At 43.4% G+C, this 20,379-nt stretch carries 19 protein-coding genes; 11 read left to right on the top strand and 8 right to left on the bottom strand.

The window, feature by feature from the left end; genetic code table 11:
* The first annotated feature begins 68 nt into the window (after positions 1-68).
* Positions 69-980, top strand: a complete 912-nt coding sequence (locus V7L31_RS27805; protein WP_334699232.1) for a hypothetical protein — start codon at positions 69-71, stop codon at positions 978-980.
* A gap of 169 nt (positions 981-1,149) precedes the next feature.
* Here the strand turns inward: V7L31_RS27805 and ychF are convergent, their stop codons facing one another.
* The 3 genes from ychF to yidD all read right to left on the bottom strand — a co-directional run bounded on the left by ychF (position 1,150) and on the right by yidD (position 2,901).
* Positions 1,150-2,241 carry a redox-regulated ATPase YchF gene (gene ychF / locus V7L31_RS27800; protein ID WP_334699231.1) on the bottom strand — a complete coding sequence of 364 codons (1,092 nt, stop codon included), beginning with the start codon at positions 2,239-2,241 and terminating at the stop codon, positions 1,150-1,152.
* Between the two features lie 45 nt (positions 2,242-2,286).
* Entirely contained in the window at positions 2,287-2,484 is a 198-nt protein-coding gene (locus tag V7L31_RS27795) for a hypothetical protein (protein ID WP_334699230.1), read from the bottom strand.
* 180 nt (positions 2,485-2,664) lie between these two features.
* Positions 2,665-2,901 carry a membrane protein insertion efficiency factor YidD gene (yidD, locus tag V7L31_RS27790; RefSeq protein ID WP_334699229.1) on the bottom strand — a complete coding sequence of 79 codons (237 nt, stop codon included), beginning with the start codon at positions 2,899-2,901 and terminating at the stop codon, positions 2,665-2,667.
* 61 nt (positions 2,902-2,962) lie between these two features.
* Between yidD and V7L31_RS27785 the strand changes: the two genes are divergently transcribed.
* From V7L31_RS27785 to V7L31_RS27770, 4 genes are all read left to right on the top strand, one after another.
* Positions 2,963-3,664 carry a diacylglycerol/polyprenol kinase family protein gene (locus V7L31_RS27785; protein WP_334699228.1) on the top strand — a complete coding sequence of 234 codons (702 nt, stop codon included), beginning with the start codon at positions 2,963-2,965 and terminating at the stop codon, positions 3,662-3,664.
* Between the two features lie 170 nt (positions 3,665-3,834).
* Positions 3,835-3,957: a hypothetical protein gene (locus tag V7L31_RS27780; RefSeq protein WP_334699227.1), complete on the top strand. Its 123-nt coding sequence runs from the start codon at positions 3,835-3,837 to the stop codon at positions 3,955-3,957.
* Positions 3,958-4,617: 660 nt separating this feature from the next.
* Entirely contained in the window at positions 4,618-6,519 is a 1,902-nt protein-coding gene (locus V7L31_RS27775) for an alkaline phosphatase family protein (RefSeq protein ID WP_334699226.1), read from the top strand.
* A 160-nt stretch (positions 6,520-6,679) separates the two neighbouring features.
* On the top strand, positions 6,680-8,302 hold the full coding sequence (locus V7L31_RS27770) for a hypothetical protein (RefSeq protein ID WP_334699225.1): 1,623 nt from the start codon (positions 6,680-6,682) through the stop codon (positions 8,300-8,302).
* A gap of 153 nt (positions 8,303-8,455) precedes the next feature.
* On the opposite strand, the gene V7L31_RS27765 is transcribed toward V7L31_RS27770, so the two are convergent.
* A complete protein-coding gene (locus tag V7L31_RS27765) occupies positions 8,456-9,355 on the bottom strand; it encodes an alpha/beta fold hydrolase (RefSeq protein ID WP_334699224.1) in 900 nt (299 codons plus the stop codon).
* A gap of 686 nt (positions 9,356-10,041) precedes the next feature.
* Here V7L31_RS27765 and V7L31_RS27760 point away from each other — a divergent pair.
* From V7L31_RS27760 to V7L31_RS27740, 5 genes are all read left to right on the top strand, one after another.
* On the top strand, positions 10,042-10,596 hold the full coding sequence (locus V7L31_RS27760) for a thioredoxin family protein (RefSeq protein ID WP_334699223.1): 555 nt from the start codon (positions 10,042-10,044) through the stop codon (positions 10,594-10,596).
* 71 nt (positions 10,597-10,667) lie between these two features.
* The gene (gene pyrH, locus V7L31_RS27755) at positions 10,668-11,396 is read left to right on the top strand and encodes a UMP kinase (RefSeq protein ID WP_069074277.1); all 729 of its coding nucleotides are present in this window, start codon (positions 10,668-10,670) and stop codon (positions 11,394-11,396) included.
* Positions 11,383-11,931 carry a ribosome recycling factor gene (gene frr, locus V7L31_RS27750; RefSeq protein WP_179068605.1) on the top strand — a complete coding sequence of 183 codons (549 nt, stop codon included), beginning with the start codon at positions 11,383-11,385 and terminating at the stop codon, positions 11,929-11,931. Before pyrH ends, frr begins: the two co-directional genes overlap by 14 nt.
* Before the next feature lie 134 nt (positions 11,932-12,065).
* The gene (locus V7L31_RS27745) at positions 12,066-13,187 is read left to right on the top strand and encodes a geranylgeranyl reductase family protein (RefSeq protein WP_334699222.1); all 1,122 of its coding nucleotides are present in this window, start codon (positions 12,066-12,068) and stop codon (positions 13,185-13,187) included.
* Between the two features lie 76 nt (positions 13,188-13,263).
* Positions 13,264-13,689, top strand: coding sequence for a hypothetical protein (locus V7L31_RS27740; RefSeq protein ID WP_334699221.1), 426 nt, complete (start codon positions 13,264-13,266; stop codon positions 13,687-13,689).
* A gap of 162 nt (positions 13,690-13,851) precedes the next feature.
* On the opposite strand, the gene V7L31_RS27735 is transcribed toward V7L31_RS27740, so the two are convergent.
* Complete coding sequence (locus V7L31_RS27735) at positions 13,852-14,085, bottom strand: EF-hand domain-containing protein (RefSeq protein WP_094348581.1); 234 nt, start codon at positions 14,083-14,085, stop codon at positions 13,852-13,854.
* Positions 14,086-14,150: 65 nt separating this feature from the next.
* Complete coding sequence (locus V7L31_RS27730) at positions 14,151-14,312, bottom strand: hypothetical protein (RefSeq protein WP_334699220.1); 162 nt, start codon at positions 14,310-14,312, stop codon at positions 14,151-14,153.
* Between the two features lie 126 nt (positions 14,313-14,438).
* Between V7L31_RS27730 and lysS the strand changes: the two genes are divergently transcribed.
* Positions 14,439-15,956, top strand: a complete 1,518-nt coding sequence (gene lysS, locus V7L31_RS27725) for a lysine--tRNA ligase (RefSeq protein WP_334699219.1) — start codon at positions 14,439-14,441, stop codon at positions 15,954-15,956.
* Positions 15,957-16,023: 67 nt separating this feature from the next.
* On the opposite strand, the gene purF is transcribed toward lysS, so the two are convergent.
* Positions 16,024-17,523, bottom strand: a complete 1,500-nt coding sequence (purF, locus tag V7L31_RS27720) for an amidophosphoribosyltransferase (RefSeq protein WP_334699218.1) — start codon at positions 17,521-17,523, stop codon at positions 16,024-16,026.
* Positions 17,524-17,901: 378 nt separating this feature from the next.
* On the bottom strand, positions 17,902-20,280 hold the full coding sequence (gene purL, locus V7L31_RS27715; RefSeq protein WP_334699217.1) for a phosphoribosylformylglycinamidine synthase subunit PurL: 2,379 nt from the start codon (positions 20,278-20,280) through the stop codon (positions 17,902-17,904).
* Between the last annotated feature and the right edge of the window lie 99 nt (positions 20,281-20,379).

Genomic DNA, 20,379 nt, shown 5'->3' with positions numbered 1-20,379 from the left:
AGGTTTCATATATCGAGCATCAGTTAACACACTTTTATTACTGATACTCACAGCTTGACTAAATCAATATGCCTCTATTTTTCAAGGTAATTATAAACATAGTAATCTTGGGTGCATTCCTACTCATATCCCATAAAGTTTCGGCACAAGATTGGCGTCCGATTCGCGGTGGCATCCCTTTCGGTATCAGTGGTATGGCTTTGATAGAGCAGCAAAGCAATTCACTAGATTTTTTGATTGTCCATGACAACAAAAAACCAAATCAAGGACGTATGGCAATTGTTAGTATCAAGGGTAAAAATCAACCTGAATATTTTCCATTGAACTGGCCAAGTAACAAACAATTACCCATCGACTTAGAATCTTTAACATCGGTTCCCAACAAATCAAATTCTGATTTTATCGCTTTAAGTAGTTCTGGGAAAGCTTATTATCTAAAATTAGATATATCAACCAAAAATATCTCTATCCTCAAAGAATTTGAGTTACCAGCAATTACCCCAAAAAGTAACTTTGAAGCATTTGGCTTGCAATATATAGATGGTAAATTAGTGGCTATTTGGGGTAATCGTGGAGAGGGAGAAGAAACAGGAACTATTTATTTTGGGGAATTCAACTCAAATACTTTTGAAATTAGCTTTTCCGGTTATGCTAACTTTCAAGTACCATTTCCCAAGGGGAATGTAAGACATATTTCTGATTTAAAAGTAGACCCAGTAGGAATTGTTTACATCACCTCAGCAAGTGATGCAGGGGATGATGGGCCATTTCAGTCAGCGGTATATGTTGCTGGTTACTTGGGATTATGCGATCGCAAAATTACATGGCGACCAAATCCTCAACTTGTTCCTTTCTACCGCTCTGATTACCACAAAATTGAAGGTATAGAACTTGTTCCTGGTGCAGAAGGCGGTGTGGTTGTTGGTACAGATAATGAAAATTTAGGTTCTTATGTATACATTGTGGGTGGAAGTAGCTGAACAATAATTTTGAGAATTGTTGGTTAATTTGCGATCGCATCGTACATACACATATTAAACATTTTGTCAAGTTATTAGTTAGTGGCGATGCCTACGGCGGGCAAAGCCTACGCAACTTAATGTAGGTAGACCATTATCCAATCGATAACGGCCACCGAATTAATTACCCCTACACATTAAATCGGAACAGCATTACATCCCCTTCCTGTACAACATACTCTTTCCCTTCACTGCGAACCAACCCTTTTTCCTTCGCAGCATTCATCGAACCAGTTGTTACCAAATCTTTATAAGCAACAGTTTCAGCGCGAATAAATCCCCGCTCAAAATCACTGTGGATTACACCAGCAGCTTGAGGTGCAGACATTCCCGCATTAATTGTCCAAGCGCGGGTTTCTTTGGGGCCACTAGTAAAATATGTCCGCAAACCTAAAAGTGTGTAAGTTGCCCGAATCAATGATTTCAAACCACCTTCTTCCACACCTAAAGATTCGAGGAAATCAGCTTTATCTGATTCTGGCAATTCCACTAATTCTGCTTCAACTTGAGCCGAAACTATCACAACCTGAGCATTTTCTGTAGCTGCAATTTGCCGTACTTTTTCCACAAAATCATTACCCGTTGCCAACTCATCCTCAGAGACATTGGCAGCATAGATAATCGGTTTATAAGTGAGCAAATCCAGTCCTTTAATAATTACTGCTTCTTCTTCATTTAAGCTCACCTGACGCACCGATTTCCCTTCATTTAAAGCCGCAGCTAATTTTTCTAAGACTGAGACTTCAAACTGTGCATCTTTGCTGGTACGAGCTTGTTTGCGAGTACGGTCAATTCGCCGCTCAATTTGTGATAAATCTGATAAACCCAGTTCTATATTAATGATTTCAATATCTCGCGCTGGATCAACAGAACCAGCAACGTGGATAATATCATCATTCTCAAAACAACGTACCACATGGATGATCGCATCAACTTCCCGGATGTGGGACAGGAATTGATTCCCTAGTCCCTCACCCTGACTTGCACCTTTAACTAAACCGGCAATATCCACAAATTCAACCCGCGCCGGGATAGTTTGTGCCGAACTGGCAATCTTAGCAAGAACATTTAACCGTTCATCCGGTACTGCGACAACGCCGACATTCGGTTCAATCGTGCAAAAAGGGAAGTTAGCTGCTTCTGCCTTGGCATTAGCAACTACAGCATTAAATAAAGTAGATTTTCCGACGTTGGGAAGTCCGACAATTCCGGCTCTTAGCATTTTGGATTTTAGATTTGAGATTTTGGATTACATTACCAAGGTAATCTAAACAGGTTCCGGTATGGTTTGGGGAATTGTCCCTGGAACTGTTTGAGGAATAGGACTAGGTACTGTTTCTGGTACAGGCCCCGGTAACGGTTGAGGAATCGCTGGCCCCGGCACAGGTTCGGGACTAGGTAGCGGACTCGGCCCAGGAGTAGGAATTTGTGGTTCTGGTATAGAAATCGCAGTAGGATTAATCATCGTAAGTCCAAATTAAATTATTCAACCTTCCCACGCTAGATGACAACCTCATCTGTTGGCATCTCCCCAAATAGCTATACCCACGAACACTTCTTTTAACTTGGGAATTGGGAATTGATTATTTCTCCCTGCCCCTTGCCCCTGCTCCCAATCCGCGAATCCAATATTTATTGTACTAAACTACTTATCTATCACCTTTTCCACCACCTCCGGCACTGGATCGTAACCACCTGGATGAAACGGATGACAACGCAAAATCCGCCGAGTTGCCATCCAGCTACCACGCAAGACTCCAAATCGTTCAATTGCTTCAATAGCATACATCGAACAAGTTGGTTGAAAGCGACAAGTTGGGAGAAACAACGGCGAGATAAACATTCGGTAACCTCGAATCAGCCAAATAAATAATAATTTCATTGCAGCTACCCAAATCTTATAAATTAGTAACAGGGGTAAAACTTTTCATTTTGTCGCATCTTTGTTAATTACATTTTCTGACTTCACCTCAATTCCGGTTTTCTGGCTGCAAATTGCGTCGTCTGCAATTTGGGTGTTACTCATCCTCCTGATTGCATGGGTGGTAAACCGCTTTGCCGACAAGCCAGAAATCGTGCGGAAGATAGTCCATATTGGCACTGGTAATGTGATTCTAATCGCTTGGTGGCTAGATATTCCCGCTAGCGTAGGGATTACAGCTTCTATTTTAGCGAGTGCAATCACCTTATTATCCTACCGATTGCCCATTCTTCCTGGTATTAATAGCGTTGGACGGCAAAGCTTAGGGACGTTTTTTTACTCTGTCAGTTTCGGTATTTTAGTCGCCTGGTTCTGGTATTTACAACAACCCCAGTACGCAGCACTAGGAATTTTGGTGATGACTTGGGGAGATGGACTAGCAGCCTTAATTGGGCAACGCTTTGGTAAACATAAGTATAAAGTTTTTGGGACAGAAAAAAGTTGGGAAGGCTCCCTAACTATGATGCTCGTTAGCTATGTTGTCAGTAGTTTGATTTTAGTTGGAACTCAAGGAAACAGTTGGCGAACTTGGGCAGTATCATTGTTAGTAGCAGTTATCGCTACTGGTTTAGAAGCTGTTTCATTTTTGGGTATTGATAATTTGACAGTTCCCTTGGGTAGTGCAGCCCTTGCCTTCTTTTTAAGTCAGTTAATTTTGAATTAGTAACTGCCTTAAGTACTATTTATAATTGAGCAAACACGGTCAAAGTTAAAGGTTTTAAACCATTAACGAGATGGTAAGGGTTTCATACCTCAATTCACATCAGACGTAATTCAGTAATCAGATAGAAGCAAAGGTAAGCTCAGTAGTGGTGGAAAAAATCAAAGCTAACTGTGCTGGTGGTACTGGGGGATGCCTACTTAACAGACGAATCACTAATCATCGGTTGTGTTTTTTTACGTCCCTACAACGATGGTAGCGTTGGGTTAATTCTGCGTAATTCACGTGAGGAATGATTCTAATCCGAGTACGAGGCATAGCTATACACTGATTTTGCTTCTACTAAATAATACTATCTATTGCAACTTGGTATCAGTACAAATTAGTATCAGGCTGAAATTTTTCACCTTCCTATTCGTACAACAACGCCATTTTTGATTGCATTATCAGATTAATGAAACATTAACAAATCCTTAACTTGGCTAATACTTCAAAAAAACTAGGCAAAAAATTATTACGGAATTTGAAATTCCCTAACTCTGAAACCTTGTGAAAATGGGAATTAACAATTACTGCTCATCTGGGTGATTGCTAGAACGGCGTTAAATCGTTCTGAATATATTTTTGCTACATCAGAAGTGATTATAAAGATTTGGTAAAGCAAGATTCAGCCTACTTGCATTGCTTACGTTGTTATTGATTTAATCAAATTTGTGCTTCCCAATAACCAGCAAAATCACGTAAAACCCACTGCAAGCATTTAATACCCGCGCATATTTGTAATCAATATCTGTGAATATATTTCGCTCTATCTCTTCAATGCTCTCAATGGGTTGATTCTTGGAGTCTTTGATAAATGCTAGGCGAGAGCCATTGCCAAAAGAAGTAGCCCTTGAATTCAGAATTTTTGCAGATTTTTGAAATTACAAGCCATTTTTCTAATTTAGTTACACACAATGAAGAAAACGCTTTTTGGGGTGTTGACAACGGCCATTGTTAGCAACACTCTGATTCCTGGTGTCCAAGCAATCAGTCTCGGAAATACAACTGCCCGCTTTAGTCATGTTTTGATTATTTCGATTGATGGATTGCACAACTCCGATCTATCAGTTGCTAATCTGCAATCTTCTTTGAAAAATATCAAGCGGTTGCAGAGAGAAGGTGTGACATACACTAATGCTTTCGCTTCTGCACCATCAGATTCCTTTCCTGGGGAGCTAAACTATATCACTGGTGCTAACCCCGGCACGACAGGTGTATTTTATGATCTATCCTACAGTCGCGCTTTATATGCCCCAGGCACTACTGCTGCCCAAATCGCCGCAGGAACCGCCAAACCAGGAACAGTAGTAGAATTTGATGAAACTAGTGATGCATCTTGGAATAATGGTAAGGGTGGTACATTAGATGGCGGTCAGGGATTTGATAAAACCCAATTGCCAGTCGATCGCAATGGCAACCCTGTTTACCCCAACCAGTACCTAAAGGTAAACACCATTTTTGACATAGCTAGCGCGGCAGGACTCCGTACTGCTTGGTCTGACAAGCATCCCGCAGCTTACACCATCCTTGCTGGAAATACACAAGACCCAACGAAGTTTAATTTGGCAACGGGTCGGGTTGGTAGCATTAGCGATTACTCTTCACTAGAAATTAACGCGGCAGTGGCGATTGATCCAACGAAGCCAGGACTTCTCCCAAGCACCTTTGGGGCTTTAGTCGATCAATCTACAGGTACTCCTTACTCCAATACCAACTCTAAAATCACATCCACTTTCTTTAACGACGGGACAAAGGGTAATCCGGCTCTGTTTAAAGCTCCACCTGCTGGTTTTAGCGCCAACCAATTCACAAGTGTAGCAACAACCTCAGCCTACGACGATCTCAAGGTTAAGCAAATATTAAACGAGATTGATGGGTTGAACGATTCCGGTACGAGCAAAGTAGGCACTCCGGCAATTTTTGGCTTGAATTTCCAAGCTGTGAGTGTCGGCGAGAAAGAGACTGCCTCTCAATTTAATGGTGGTGGAATTGACTCTAATGGAAATGCCCGTCCTGACCTCGTAAGTGCAGTAGCCCATACTGATGCCAGCATCGGTCTGATTTTGGATGAACTGAAAAAGAAAGGATTAGACAGTTCAACTTTGGTGATTTTGACCGCCAAGCACGGGCAAAATCCCGTCAAAGATCCAACTGTTGGTTTGAGCAGTACATTTGATAGTGTTACTGGTGTTGCTGGTGGCGATGGAAACCTGACTGCTGTTGCGGCTCTCTTAGTAAAAAACGGCATCCAGATTGCTTCTGAGCGAGGTCAGGATACTTCATCACTAATCTTCTTGAAAAATCCATCTGATGTCCGAAAAGCAGTAGCCCTGCTGAAATCCAAAAATTACTCATTTGATAATACGATTGATCCAAATACTGGGGTGGCGTTTTCAACTGAGGATGCTGCTGCTCAGGGGAAGGTATTGTATGGTCAGAGCATCATCAATGCTGGATTGGGAGATCCAAGGACAAGCGATCGCACCCCTGATATTATTGTTCCACTCAAAACTGGCTACTTCTTTGGTAAAGCTACCAAAAAGCGTGCAGAGCATGGTGGATTTACTGATGCTGATACTCACGTAGCACTAATTGTTGGTAGCACTGGATTTTCCCGAAATCTGCAAGGTAAAACTATCAATCGAACCGTTTCTACCACCCAAATTGCTCCAACGACATTACAGGTTCTAGGTTTAAATTCTCAACGACTGCAAGGTGTTCAGATTGATAGAACTCAGACATTACCACTGGACTGTAGGGACTTGCAAATCGAAAAATACCGAATAGATCAAGAGCGCAGGGAGTACGAGGAATAAAAAAACACCAAATGAAGAAATTGATGTGTTAAATACCACATCAATTTCTAGTAATTCCTGCACTTAGAGCCAATCGGTGTACCGCAAAGATCGCAAAACTTGTATCTCCTCAAGACTTCGGGATAAGCAATTATTCTGGTTGCCACGATCTACCGAAGGAATGAAGAGAAGATTTGTTGCGGATACATCGCTGCAAAAAAAGATGATTCAAGTCTCAGAAAATCTGTTTACACAGCATATACAAGTATCAATGATAGCAATTCAATACTTACAGCCTCCAGCAATTACATCTGACTACTCCTCGCCCATAGTCAAAATAGCTGATGATTGGAACAAGGATGATAAATGTTCTAATGCAGATCACCTGATTATTTCTGGCAGTACTTATGCGGGTACAGCTAGTACCGTAACTGTTGGTCAGACACTTCCGGGTGGGGGTACAGCGATCGCAAACGGCACTTATCCAGATGTTTTCAACAACGATAAAGTTGATAGCAGTTTTGGCATCACTTCGCCAATCTTCCTCCAGGAAATTACTACTTGTGGCACAGATATCCGTACAATGTACGTTGATCCTAGTGTCATTACTACCAGTTTTCCGTCTAAATCGGAATTAGCCTTAAATCTGACACCCGACGGCAAAGGGGTGACTTTCATGGGTTATGTTAGCCCAATCAATCAGCTCGACGTGTCAAACTCTAATACACCAGGAATTACCGAACCGGGCAACCCTGTAGTAACGACTGCCACCTATAGAGCAGTAGCGCAAATCAACTTTGATGATCCACACTTTATCTCTCACGGTTTTCTCACCCCCAAGGTAACTACAACCAACGCATATCCGGGCAACAATGGTCGTGCAGGGATACTAGGTTCAAACGGCTTGTACTACACTGTGGGTAATGCTGGTAATGGCAACGGATCGGCAGCAGTTACAGCGGCGGCTGGTGTGCAGATTGTGATTCCTGGTCAGAACGCGACTTCATCAACTCCTGGCACTAATCAGGTAGGATCGTTCAACATTACTCAATATGGCTACACCACACCCGACAAGACTGCTAAAGACAACAATTTCCGAGGCGAGACTATTTTCAATAACACCTTGTATGTAACCAAAGGTAGTGGTAGCAACGGAATTAATACTGTATACCAGGTCGGTAACACAGGTAGTTTACCAACCCTCGCCAATGCAGCTACTGCACCAATCACCATTTTGCCTGGCTTCCCCACGAACCTCGCTAAGACCGGCAAGAACGTGAATGGAATTGTCCAACCCATCTACTATCCCTTTGGTATTTGGTTTGCTAACGCAACCACGCTGTATGTTGCCGATGAGGGCGATGGTGTTGCTGCTGATGCTGCAACCAGCACTACCGCAGGTCTTCAAAAGTGGAGTTTGGTAAACGGCACCTGGCAATTGGACTACGTTTTGCAAAAAGGCTTGAATCTTGGTCAGCAATACCCCGTAGCTGGTTTACCTGCTGCTGACAATCCCGCAACAGATGGTCTTCGCAATCTTACAGGTCATGTCAATTCTGATGGCACTGTCACATTGTATGCAGTAACTTCAACCATTAGCGGTAGCGGTGATCAAGGAGCAGATCCAAACAAAGTGGTTGCCATCACTGATAGACTTTCCTACACAACAGCCGGACAATCCGCGTCTGAGCAGTTCCGCCTCATCCGTACCCCCATCTCCGGTCAAGTGCTACGAGGTATATCTTTTGCCCCAACTAACAAGGAGAAAGAGGGATCTGGGGAGGACTTTAAACCAGGACATTAACCTAATAGTTCACCAACTCAAAATTGATGGGTGGATACTGGCAGAGGTGAAAAAACTTAATTAGAACTGCTAAAGCTAGTAGCAGTTCTAATTAATCGGGGAGAATTATTGAAAATTCAATAGCACCCATTAGGTAAAATTGAACCGAGTCTATTACCGCGATCGCTCCAAAATCCAATCGAGTAAAATCGGATTGACTAATTCCGGCGCTTCATCCTGCGGACAATGCCCCACTCCCTCTAAAGGAATAAACTTTTCTACTTGCGGGAAGTTAGCTAATTCTCTCCCTAATTTAATTGGTTCCCACGGATCGGCTGTTCCCCACAAGATAATCGCCGGACACTGTAAAAGTGGTAAAAGGTCTTCTGGTAATGGCCCTGTAGAATAAGAAGTAAAAGCAAGAAACACAGCAGCAGCCCCCGGATCGCTTGCTGGTGAAGTGAGAATATCTACCAACTCATCTGTCACCATCTCAGCATTTGAGTATGCTTGCAGCAGAATTTTCCGCACTGTTTTCGGTTTGGCGAGTTGATTGAAAAAGAAATCGCCAACTGGTTTGATAGATAACAGGCGTTGCAGTAGAGGCGCTCCGTAACGACGAGATAAAGGTAAAGTTACCCGTTTGCGATCGTGCAACAGTCGTAAAGAACAGTTGAGCAAAGCAACTCCTAAGGCAATATCTGGGTTGCTTACTGCTGCCTGCATAGCTACAATACAGCCAATGGAATTTCCCACTAAAAAAGCTGGCTCACCCACTACTTCACAGCAAAAATCTGCTACTTGCTGTCCCCAGGTTTCTAATGTGTAGTTAATTTTTTCACCAGGTTGAGGTTTTGCGGAACCGCCAAAACCAATCAAATCGATCGCATAAACACGGCAATTTTGTGCTAATACAGGAATATTTTTCCGCCAGTGCCCCCAAGAAGCGCCAAATCCATGTACCAGGACAACAGCTGGCCCAGTAGTTCCTTGGGTTTGATAGCAGATCGGAAAATCTTGCCAAATCCAGGTTTTTGTAGAGGGAAGTGCTGTTTTTGAACTTGAGGTTGTCATGGAAAGTTTGATGATAACAAGGGTAAAAAGCTGCTCGAACAGAATTCAGGGGTCAGAATGGCTAAACGCCCTGCTACCACTAACAGAATGAATTCTGTACGACACCTGTTCGCGTTCGCCAACGCTTAGAGCGAGTCCGCGTCCCTACGGGATCTTACTACGCGCAGCGTCTCGTAGAGAGTGTCTTGATTCTGATTCCTGTTAGCAATAGCGGGGCGTTTAGCCCATTTTGAATTCGGAATTCTTCTTCAACAGCAGTCCGACGTAAGTAGAATTGTTTTGAATTTGAATAAAATTTACCAGATTTTCAAAATAAATCTTTTGCTATGGTGATAGCCTATACATATACCATGAAAACTTCTCGGCTGATAACATTAGCATCAAGCTGATACTTTTATCCAGTATAGAGATTTTTAATTTGGTTGATAGAGGTGATTTACTCACAGATGAAGATTATGTAAGTATCATGAATCATAAGTTTTGTCATGTGAGTAATATTTTGGCTATTTTTCGATGTAAGTGAATTAGCATCAATGCTATATTCAGTAGTTTCACAATTTACGATCGCAAATTTGATCTATAAGATTGGCGAATATGAGGCATCGGCTAAGGGGTGGTTTGCAACTGGAAACTGACGCTGAATTTAACAATATTTTTCTTGTTCCTAGTTCTGCGAGCCAGAAATCATGAATCTACTAGAAACAATCGATACTCCCGTTGGGAGCTACGCACCAGATTTTGAACTGCCCGGAATTGATGGTCAAGTACACCATCTCAGGCGTTATCTTGAAAAGTTCCGAGCAGTCGGCGTTATTTCTATGTGTAACCACTGCCCTTATGTAGAGCGGTATCTAGGCAGGCTAAAAAACATTCAAGCCGAATTTGCCCCCAAAGGCTTCACACTAATTGGATTGAATGGTAGTAATGTTGACTACGATACTAGGTCAAGCTTTGAAAATATGAAAGCTTTCGCCCGGCGTCACCAGTTGAACTTTCCCTACCTGTGGGACTCAACCCAAGATGTAACCGGTAGTTTCGGTGCAAGAAAAACACCAACAGCCTTTCTCATAGATGCCAATGGTATAGTCCGCTACAAAGGTAAAATTGATAATCATCCCCAAAATGAATCATCAGTGGGAGAAGATTATTTGAGAACAGCGATCGCTTCTCTGTTTGATGGTCGAGAAATAGACATACCACAGACAGAAGCAATAGGTACTACATTGATTTGGCGTAACTAGACATAGATAGTCCCTGTAACTGTTATCTTAAATTGGAGGCAATTGCAACTTTTTTGATAAAGCGGAACTTCATGGGAACGAATTACCGACGGGTTTTACTCAAACTGAGCGGTGAAGCCTTAATGGGCAACATGGGCTATGGCATTGACCCAGAGGTGGTCAAAGGAATAGCACAAGAATTAGCAGAGGTGATAGCCACTGGTACTCAAATCGCCATAGTTGTTGGCGGCGGCAATATTTTTCGTGGCGTCAAAGCAGCGTCGGCGGGAATGGACAGGGCAACAGCTGACTATATTGGGATGATTGCCACGGTAATGAATGCCATGACGCTGCAAGATTCGCTAGAACGCATAGGAGTACAGACGCGGGTGCAAACTGCGATCGCTATGCAAGAATTAGCAGAACCGTATATTCGTCGTCGTGCCATCCGTCATCTTGAAAAAGGGCGGGTGGTAATTTTTGGCGCTGGTTCTGGAAATCCCTTCTTTACTACAGATACGACTGCGGCATTAAGAGCAGCAGAAATTGATGCCGAGGTGATTTTTAAAGCCACCAAGGTAGATGGAGTATATGATGCCGATCCTCATATTTATCCTGACGCCAAGCGTTACAATAGCTTAACCTACGCACACGTTTTAGCCAAAGATTTGCGGGTGATGGATAGTACTGCAATCGCCTTGTGTAAAGAAAATAATATCCCAATTTTGGTCTTTGACCTAACGGTGAGAGGTAACATCCACCGAGCAGTCTTGGGAGAATCCATCGGCACCCTTGTGGGAGGTTCTTGTGAAATTAGCTGAAGCTGAAAGTACGATGCAAAAAACCGTTGAGGCGACTCAACGATCTTTTAACTCGATTCGCACTGGTCGCGCCAATGCGAGTCTATTAGATAAGGTATTAGTGGATTATTACGGTTCGCCCACTTCCTTGAAATCACTGGCAAACATTAGCACGCCAGATGCTACCACGATCTTAATTCAACCCTACGATCGCAGCAGTTTAAATATAGTCGAAAAAGCGATTTCTTTGTCAGATGTCGGTTTAACCCCCAGTAATGACGGTTCCGTGATTCGGCTGAATATTCCACCCTTGACAAGCGATCGCCGTAAAGAACTCGTCAAATTAGCATCTAAATATGCTGAAGAGGGTCGTGTTAGTATTCGCAACATCCGCCGCGATGCCATAGACGCTATTCGCAAACAGGAAAAAAATGCTGAAATTCCTGAAGATGAAGCACGAGATCAGCAAGATAAATTGCAAAAACTGACAAACAAGTACACTGCCCGAATCGACGAATTACTGGCAGAAAAAGAAAAGGACATTACGACTGTTTAAAGTCTAAAGTCTGAAGCATAAAGGTTGAAGGATGATGGATAAATTCTTCAACCTTTATCATTTCTGAGATATTTAACAAAAATTGATCAATTATTTCAATAGAAAATAAACTAATTCTGGAGCAAAAATTCAATATGTACGACTGCATCATCGTCGGCGCGGGGCCAGCTGGTGGAACAGCTGCATATCATTTAGCCAAACAAGGCCGCTCAGTATTAGTGTTAGAAAAAGAATCCCTGCCAAGATATAAACCTTGTGGTGGTGGCGTATCTCCAGTGATCGCTCAATGGTTTGACTTTGATTTTAGCCCAGTAATTTCTGTAAAAGCCGACTCCTTTCGCTTTACCTGGAAATTGGGCGATCCCGTGGAAGCAAAAATCCCCACAAAAGAACCAGTCTGGATGGTGCGACGAGATATTTTTGACCATTTCTTAGTGCAGCAAGGACAGAAGCAAGGGGCTGAACTACGAGATAATACGGAAGTAACGGGTATTGAATTTCAAAGCGACTATTGGCAAGTTAACACAGCCAATGGCCCAGTTACAGGCCGCTACTTAATCGCAGCTGATGGTGTCAAAGGGCCAATGGCAAAATGGCTAGGCTTCAAAGAACGTAAACGCAGTTTAGCAGGAGCTTTAGAGGCAGAAGTTCCCGCAACTGTCAAGGATAAATCCACAATGCACATCGAGTTAGGCTTGGTGAAAAATGGCTACATTTGGAATTTCCCAAAGGCGGACGGTTATTCCATTGGTATCGGTACATTTGTCGGTGGCGAACGCCAAGACTTTAAGAAGATTTTAGATGAGTACGCGCGATCGTTTAATCTAGATATCAAAACTAGCAAGCAGTATGGTTATCCCATATCTATTTGGGATGGTAATCAAAAACTGCACACCCAAAATGCGGTTTTGGTTGGGGAAGCTGCTTGTGTAGTTGATCCTATGACAGCAGAAGGCATTCGTCCGTCAATTTTTAGCGGTTTAATTGCAGCAGGAGCCATTAATGAGGCACTTTCTGGTAATACCAACGCTTTAGAAAAATATAGCGAAGCCATGAATGAACAATGGGGTACTGAGATGGCTTGGGCGAAAAAGTTAGCTGGAGCGTTTTACCGGTTTTCCAACATTGCTTACCAAGTTGGTGTTAAGCACCCCTCTGCTCCCCAAGTCATGGGTAAGATTATGTGTGGAGAACTGGGCTATGGCGACATTGCCGGTCGTGCCCTCAAGCGTTTAATTTCTGGTTTTGGAGGTTAATTAACTAGACAAATTGCTCAAGCAACTTGTTAAAAGTAGGCAAACTTCCGCCACTGTGTACTAGGCATTTCTCAATATGGCAATTTACTTGACAAAACGGCTATCTGTGTTCGCTAATATTCTTGCTCTTGTCCTCTTCATGCCGGGAATTGCCTTCGCTGCACCCGTTCAAATCAATACGACTTCTGGTATTATTTTCGCCCAAACTACTAAAACTGCGAGCTATTCCACCTCGTCGGAGATTAACCTGACTCCTTTACAACGGCAAGAACTTCAGGCTGTGCGTCAGAGAAGAAACAGAGAAATTGCAGCAGTATTAAAGTCATCTCAGCGTGATCAACTTAATCACAATCTCCGAGCTGGTAATAATATCAAGCAAGCGCTAGAAAAAATAAATTTGCAACCAGATCAGCAAGATTTAGTAAAAGCGATCGTGCAATTTACTAACTTGAAAATGAAGGCTATTTCATCTAGACATCTGCTAAAACTAGGAAAGGATTAAAGGCTTAAAATAAGCGATCGCAAGCAGTTTTTATTTTACCTGTCTCATCCCAATTTTATCAAGAGGATAGCAAAGTGTCACTAAGGGGCAAATAAAGGCAAATCCCTCAATAGTTGCCTAGAGAGGGATTTTGGGGTGAGTGTGGCGTTGATTTTTTGACTGTTAGTTTAAATTATTTGCTTTCTCAACTGCTTCCTTTAACTCTTCAAAGGTAATACTACCGTCTTTGTCCGAATCATACTGTACTAATAACTCTTGGGGACTAGTGGTATTTGTTTCTGATGAGATGATTGCACTTAAGCCAGGACTTAAAAAAAGATCGTTAATGGAGATTTTGCCGTCTCGATCGCCATCTAAGGAATTAAAAAGAGATTGAAGCTCTTGCTCGGTTGTCATAAGTTTCTATCTGAATTGATTTTTCAATTTAATATCTCAAAATCTTGACAAATACGCAAGGAAAGTTAATAAAAAGATTTTATTGGGTGCGGGATGGCGATCGCAATATACTTTCGCAAATCGATGCAGACAACAGCGATATCTGGCTCAGGTTCGGAGTATTGGCTCAACTGAATGGGATTTTGCACCCGAACTAAGGCTAGTTTGTGTCGGCTAGTTTGTGTCATTGTATATTCTCCTGTAGCGATGCTTCCGGCAGGCTACGCCTACGCACGCGCCCTCAAAGACAAATATCTTTTACTGCCAACTTTTGCAGCATCTATAATTAATCTTGCCCTATTTAGTTCGTTACCATGTCGGAAGAAGATATCCGAGCCGCGAGGCTGGAGAAAGTAGAACAGCTAAAGCAGCTAGGGACTAACCCTTATGCATATCGTTGGGAATCTACCCATCATGCAGCACAGTTGCAAGAACAATTTGCCGATTTAGCCAATGGTGAAGAAGTTGATTTAGAAGTTTCCATAGCTGGACGCATTATGGCGCGTCGCGTTTTTGGTAAATTGGCTTTCTTCACTTTGCAAGACGAAACCGGCACAATTCAGCTTTATCTAGATAAAAATCGCATCCAAGAAGGTATGGCAGATATTGATGCCGATGCCTTCAATCACTTAAAACAACTTACAGATGCAGGCGACATCCTGGGAGCCAAAGGTACTATTAAACGGACTGAAAAGGGCGAGTTATCTGTCTACGTTAAACAATATACTATCCTCACTAAATCTCTGCTGCCCCTACCCGACAAGTGGCATGGATTAACGGATGTTGCCAAGCGCTACCGTCAGCGTTACGTTGACTTGATTGTAAACCCAGAAGTGCGACAAACTTTCCGCCGTCGCGCTCAAATTACTGCTGGTATTCGCCGTTATTTGGAACAGCGAGATTTTCTAGAAATTGAAACGCCAGTTTTGCAAAGTGAGACTGGAGGTGCAGATGCGCGTCCATTTATCACTTACCACAACACTTTAGAAATGGAATTGTATCTGCGAATTGCCACAGAACTCCATCTCAAACGGTTGATTGTGGGTGGTTTTGAAAAGGTGTTTGAATTGGGGCGAGTTTTCCGCAATGAGGGAATTTCAACTCGACACAATCCCGAATTTACGACGATTGAAGTTTACCAAGCCTACGCCGACTACAACGATATGATGGCGCTGACTGAAGGGATTGTTACCACTGTCGCCCAAGAGGTACTCGGCACATTAGAAATCACCTACCAAGGGGAACCTATAAATTTAACACCACCTTGGCGGCGGGTGACAATGCACGATTTAGTTAAAGAATTTACAGGTTTGGATTTTAATTCGTTCCAAACTTTGGAAGATGCCAAAACAGCAAGTAAAAATGCTGGTATTCCTGGTATCGATGAAGCCCAATCAATTGGTAAGTTACTAAATTTAGCCTTTGAAGAGAAGGTAGAAACTAATTTAATTCAACCTACCTTTGTAATTGATTACCCTGTAGAAATTTCGCCCCTAGCAAAACCCCACCGTTCTCAACCTGGTTTGGTAGAACGATTTGAGTTATTTATAGTCGGGCGAGAAACTGGGAATAGCTTCTCAGAACTTACCGATCCGATCGATCAAAGAGAACGCTTTGAAGCACAAGCGGCACGGAAAGCTGCCGGTGACTTAGAAGCCCAAGGTGTAGATGAAGACTTTCTGACAGCTTTGGAATATGGGATGCCGCCTACAGGTGGTTTAGGGATTGGGATTGATCGCTTGGTGATGTTATTAACTGATTGTGCCAGTATTCGGGATGCGATCGCCTTCCCCTTACTCAAGCCAGAAAAATTAGAATCATCCCCAGATTAAGTCTGGGGATTAGGAACTGGGGACTGGGGACTGGGTATTGCTTCTCATGTCTCTAATCCCCCAATCCCTACACCACTACCTTTTCTAAAATCAGCTTAGAACGCTTCACTTGATCGGGAATCGCCACGGGGTAATCTCCAGTGAAACAAGCAGAACAGAAACTATTAGTGTCTTCTCGTGTCGCTTCTAACATTCCCTCCCAACTCAGATAGGCGAGGCTATCTACTTCCAGTTGCTTGGCAATTTCCGCTACTGATTTGGTAGCAGCAATTAGCTGATCCTGAGAATCGGTATCGATGCCATAGAAGCAGGGATGAGTTACAGGTGGAGAAGAAATTCGCATGTGTACTTCGATTGCACCCGCGTCACGCAAGGTTTTGACTAGTTTACGGCTAGTAGTACCCCGCACAATCGAGTCATCTACGATGATTACTCGTTTACCTGCTAGCACATCTTTGAGGGGGTTGAGTTTCATCCGCAGACCCGATTCCCGCATGGTTTGGGTTGGTTGAATGAAGGTTCGCCCAACATAGCGATTTTTAATCAGTCCTTCGCCGTAAGCGACACCAGACGCTTGGGAAAATCCGATCGCAGCAGGTATACCAGAATCAGGAACACCAAAGACAATATCGGCATCTACAAAAGATTCTTTAGCTAGCTGGTGTCCTAATCGCATTCGATAGCTGTACAAACTCTCGTTGTGCATGACGCTATCAGGGCGGGCAAAGTAAATCATCTCGAAGATACACAATTTCCGCTCAGATTTTTGACTCCAATGATAAGAAGCCAAACCTTCTTCAGTAATCCAAACTAATTCTCCTGGTTCTACATCTCGCAGGTATTCGGCTCCAATAATGTCTAAACCACAAGTCTCGGAAGCCAAAACGTAACGAACTGGATTACCAGCCAAAGTCCCGATTACCAGGGGGCGAATGCCATTAGGATCGCGGACACCCATAACGCCGACGGGAGTGCCAATAACTAAACTAAAGGCTCCCTGGCAACGATTAAATGCCTGAATAGCACCTTCTAGCCAATCTGCGCCCGCATTAATGGCTTCGGCGATCGCAAAAGCGATCATTTCTGAGTCTGTTGTGGTGACTAAGTTACATTTATTCTCAAGCAACTCTTGACGTAGTTGCACAGTATTGACTAAATTACCGTTATGTGCAAGGGCTAATGAACCTAAACGGGTTTCTAGCACTGCCGGCTGGGCATTGACTCTGCGACTAGAACCTGTAGTCGAATAACGAGTGTGACCAACAGCAAGGCTACCGAGCAATTGATCCAAGACAGATTCATTGAAAACTTGAGACACCAAGCCCATATCCTTGTGGAGATGTACTTGTGTACCCTCAAAGGTAGCAATACCAGCTGATTCTTGACCCCGATGCTGAAGGGCATACAATCCAAAGTAGGTCAGTTTAGCAACGTTTTCTCCTGGGGCGTAGATGCCAAAAACACCACAAGCTTCTTCGGGCTTGTCAGGCTGATTTTCATGACTATTGATTGGGTTGTTGGTTGGGTCGGGGTATTCATCCGAAGTGACAGAATGAATAGAAATCATGCTAGCTTTGCTCCTGGTGGGGGTCAATCAATTTGGGATTTGAGATTGGCGATGGCGGAGTATTAGCGAGTCCGCGTTCGCGCAGCGTCTCGTAGAGAGCGTCTTTTGAATTGATCGCACCGTAGTAAGGATGCGGCTTGGGATTTGAGAATGGCTATTTTAGATTTGTTTCGCCTAGTAAGAGCAAGACAGGAACTAGAAACAACGCCCCTAATCCAAAATCTAAAATTCAAAATCGGTAGTCGGTCACTGGGATTATATCGATGGTGGTAGAGTTCTTAATAAATCTTTAACCATCCATTAAAACAGTACCGTAATTATGTTCAAGAGTTAACAAAAGAGTCAGGAGTTATGTTTTTTATTCCTAACTCCTCACTTTCAACTCCTAACTTCTTCGGGGGTAGTGGTGTGGACGGCGATACGTCTGGCGATCGCATGGGAATAGCGATCACTCATATCTTCGATACTAACTTTGATTAAGGTTTGGTTATCAGTGGTGAAAACCCCCAAACCCGTTTCCAAATTGCCAACAGTACCTAGTGTTTGCCAATTTTGACCTAGATGTTCCTGTAAATATGATTCCCAAATTTCTTGCTGTGCTGATGCAACAGAAACTAAAATCCTGGCACCACCTTCGGCAAACAGCACTTCATCCCAGCGATTTAATTGCGTTGATGCTATTTCTAAATTGATTTCAGCCCCAAGGTTCCCAGCAAGACAACTTTCGGCTATAGCGATCGCCACTCCTCCCTCAGCAGAATCGTGGGCTGAACGTACCCAACCATTACGAATTCCTTCACGACAAACTTTCTGGACGCGGCGTTCTAAGTCAAAATCTACCCTTGGTGGTTTTCCAGCAACAGTATTGTAGATAGTGGCTAAATATTCAGATGCTCCCAAACTGAGTTTAGATGTGAGAGGCAATCCGAGCAGATAAATCACATCGCCGGCTGCTTGCCAACCTTGTCCACAAATTTTGGTTATATCAGGAATCAAGCCCACCATACCGACAACAGGAGTGGGATAAATGGGTTGTGGAATGCCTTGAGAATCAAAGGTTTCGTTGTACAAAGAGACATTTCCACCTGTGACTGGTGTGGCCAATTCTCGGCAACCTTCCGCCAAACCGCGACAAGCTTCTGCTAATTGCCAGTAACCAATGGGTTTTTCTGGAGAGCCAAAATTCAGATTATCCGTCACCGCTAGAGGTTCAGCACCCACACAGCTAAGATTGCGGGCTGCTTCTGCCACCACTGCCTTAGCTCCTTCGTAAGGGTCAAGATAAACATAACGAGGATTACAATCTACTGTGGCCGCCACTCCTGATTTTAGATTTTGGGATTTTAGATTGGGGATTTCTTCAAGAGGGCGTAAACGGATAACAGCCGCATCTGCACCACCTGGCAGTGTTACCGTATTATTTTGTACTTGATGGTCATACTGACGATATACCCAATTTTTAGAAGCGATCGTGGGTGTATCGAGCAAAGTTAAGAGAATATCATTCCAGCTTTGCAGGTATCCTTGGAGTTCTATTCCAGCAGTTGTGGAAGCAGGTAGGGAATCAGCAGTCCATTCCCAAGCTTTGCGTGCATATTCTGGTGGTTCTGTCAATAACTCTCGGTGATATAGTGGGGTATTCTCTGCCAAAGCCTCTGCGGGAATTTCTGCTGCTACTTCACCCTGAAAGAGAATCCGCACAATCGGTTCAGCGATGACTGTCCCAGCCACAACGGCTTGAAGTCCCCAACGGTGGAAAATGTCGATTAATTCTTGCTCACGCCCTTTATGAGCAACAAACAACATTCGTTCTTGAGATTCCGAAAGTAGATATTCATAAGGAACCATCCCACTTTCTCTGACGGGAATCTTATCTAAATCTAGTTCAATTCCCACACCGCCTTTTGCTGCCATCTCTGAGGTAGAACAGGTGATTCCCGCTGCTCCCATATCTTGGGCGGCGACAACTGCACCTGTCTTAAACGCCTCCAGACAAGCTTCAATTAAAGACTTTTCCAAAAAGGGATCGCCCACTTGCACCGCAGGGCGATCGTCTATGGATTGATCGCTCAATTCTGCACTAGCAAAACTTGCGCCTCCCATACCATCGCGCCCAGTGGTAGAACCAACATATAGCACGGGGTTGCCTAATCCAGATGCTCCAGATTTGACGATTTCTGCTGTTTCCATCAACCCTAGTGCCATAACGTTCACTAGAGGATTACCAGAGTAAGCAGAGTCAAAGTAAACTTCACCGCCAACGGTGGGTACTCCCACACAATTACCATAATGAGAAATTCCTGCCACTACGCCTTGGAAGAGCCTTTGAGTTTTGGCATCTTCTAGAGAGCCAAAGCGCAGCGAATTTAATAGAGCAATGGGACGCGCACCCATTGTAAAGATATCTCTGAGAATGCCTCCTACACCCGTTGCTGCACCTTGAAATGGTTCTACTGCTGAGGGGTGGTTGTGAGATTCAATCTTAAAAGCTAGTTGGAGTCCATCACCCAAGTCTACAACACCAGCATTTTCACCAGGCCCCACGAGGATGCGGGGGCCATCGGTGGGAAATTGTTTGAGTAGAGGTCGAGAATTTTTGTAACAGCAATGCTCTGACCACATCACACCAAACATTCCTAATTCAGCTTTGTTGGGATGACGGCCTAGCCGACGGACAATTTCTGCGTATTCTTCTGGTTTAAGACCTTCAGCAGCAATTTCTTGGGGGGAAAAGGCTGGTTTTGAGGTTGCAGTCATGGAAGTAATGCACTTTGGGGGGACAGAGCATTATTCTATCGATTTACTTGCCCTGTAGGTGCAGTTCTAGAAATACAGATAATTCTTCTTAAGAGTTTG

Source organism: Nostoc sp. (genome assembly GCF_036916655.1).
Lineage (GTDB): Bacteria > Cyanobacteriota > Cyanobacteriia > Cyanobacteriales > Nostocaceae > Nostoc.
The sequence above is the reverse complement of the archived record's forward strand: the minus strand, read 5'-3'. Positions and strand labels throughout refer to the sequence as shown.

Bases quoted from the DNA above. Each gene is read 5' to 3' on its own strand.
- V7L31_RS27805 (WP_334699232.1), top strand. From the start codon at position 69: ATGCCTCTATTTTTCAAGGTAATTATAAACATAGTAATCTTGGGTGCA.
- ychF (WP_334699231.1), bottom strand. From the start codon at position 2,241: ATGCTAAGAGCCGGAATTGTCGGACTTCCCAACGTCGGAAAATCTACT.
- V7L31_RS27795 (WP_334699230.1), bottom strand. From the start codon at position 2,484: ATGATTAATCCTACTGCGATTTCTATACCAGAACCACAAATTCCTACT.
- yidD (WP_334699229.1), bottom strand. From the start codon at position 2,901: ATGAAATTATTATTTATTTGGCTGATTCGAGGTTACCGAATGTTTATC.
- V7L31_RS27775 (WP_334699226.1), top strand. From the start codon at position 4,618: ATGAAGAAAACGCTTTTTGGGGTGTTGACAACGGCCATTGTTAGCAAC.
- V7L31_RS27770 (WP_334699225.1), top strand. From the start codon at position 6,680: ATGAAGAGAAGATTTGTTGCGGATACATCGCTGCAAAAAAAGATGATT.
- V7L31_RS27765 (WP_334699224.1), bottom strand. From the start codon at position 9,355: ATGACAACCTCAAGTTCAAAAACAGCACTTCCCTCTACAAAAACCTGG.
- V7L31_RS27760 (WP_334699223.1), top strand. From the start codon at position 10,042: ATGAATCTACTAGAAACAATCGATACTCCCGTTGGGAGCTACGCACCA.
- pyrH (WP_069074277.1), top strand. From the start codon at position 10,668: ATGGGAACGAATTACCGACGGGTTTTACTCAAACTGAGCGGTGAAGCC.
- V7L31_RS27745 (WP_334699222.1), top strand. From the start codon at position 12,066: ATGTACGACTGCATCATCGTCGGCGCGGGGCCAGCTGGTGGAACAGCT.
- V7L31_RS27740 (WP_334699221.1), top strand. From the start codon at position 13,264: ATGGCAATTTACTTGACAAAACGGCTATCTGTGTTCGCTAATATTCTT.
- V7L31_RS27735 (WP_094348581.1), bottom strand. From the start codon at position 14,085: ATGACAACCGAGCAAGAGCTTCAATCTCTTTTTAATTCCTTAGATGGC.
- V7L31_RS27730 (WP_334699220.1), bottom strand. From the start codon at position 14,312: ATGACACAAACTAGCCGACACAAACTAGCCTTAGTTCGGGTGCAAAAT.
- lysS (WP_334699219.1), top strand. From the start codon at position 14,439: ATGTCGGAAGAAGATATCCGAGCCGCGAGGCTGGAGAAAGTAGAACAG.
- purF (WP_334699218.1), bottom strand. From the start codon at position 17,523: ATGATTTCTATTCATTCTGTCACTTCGGATGAATACCCCGACCCAACC.
- purL (WP_334699217.1), bottom strand. From the start codon at position 20,280: ATGACTGCAACCTCAAAACCAGCCTTTTCCCCCCAAGAAATTGCTGCT.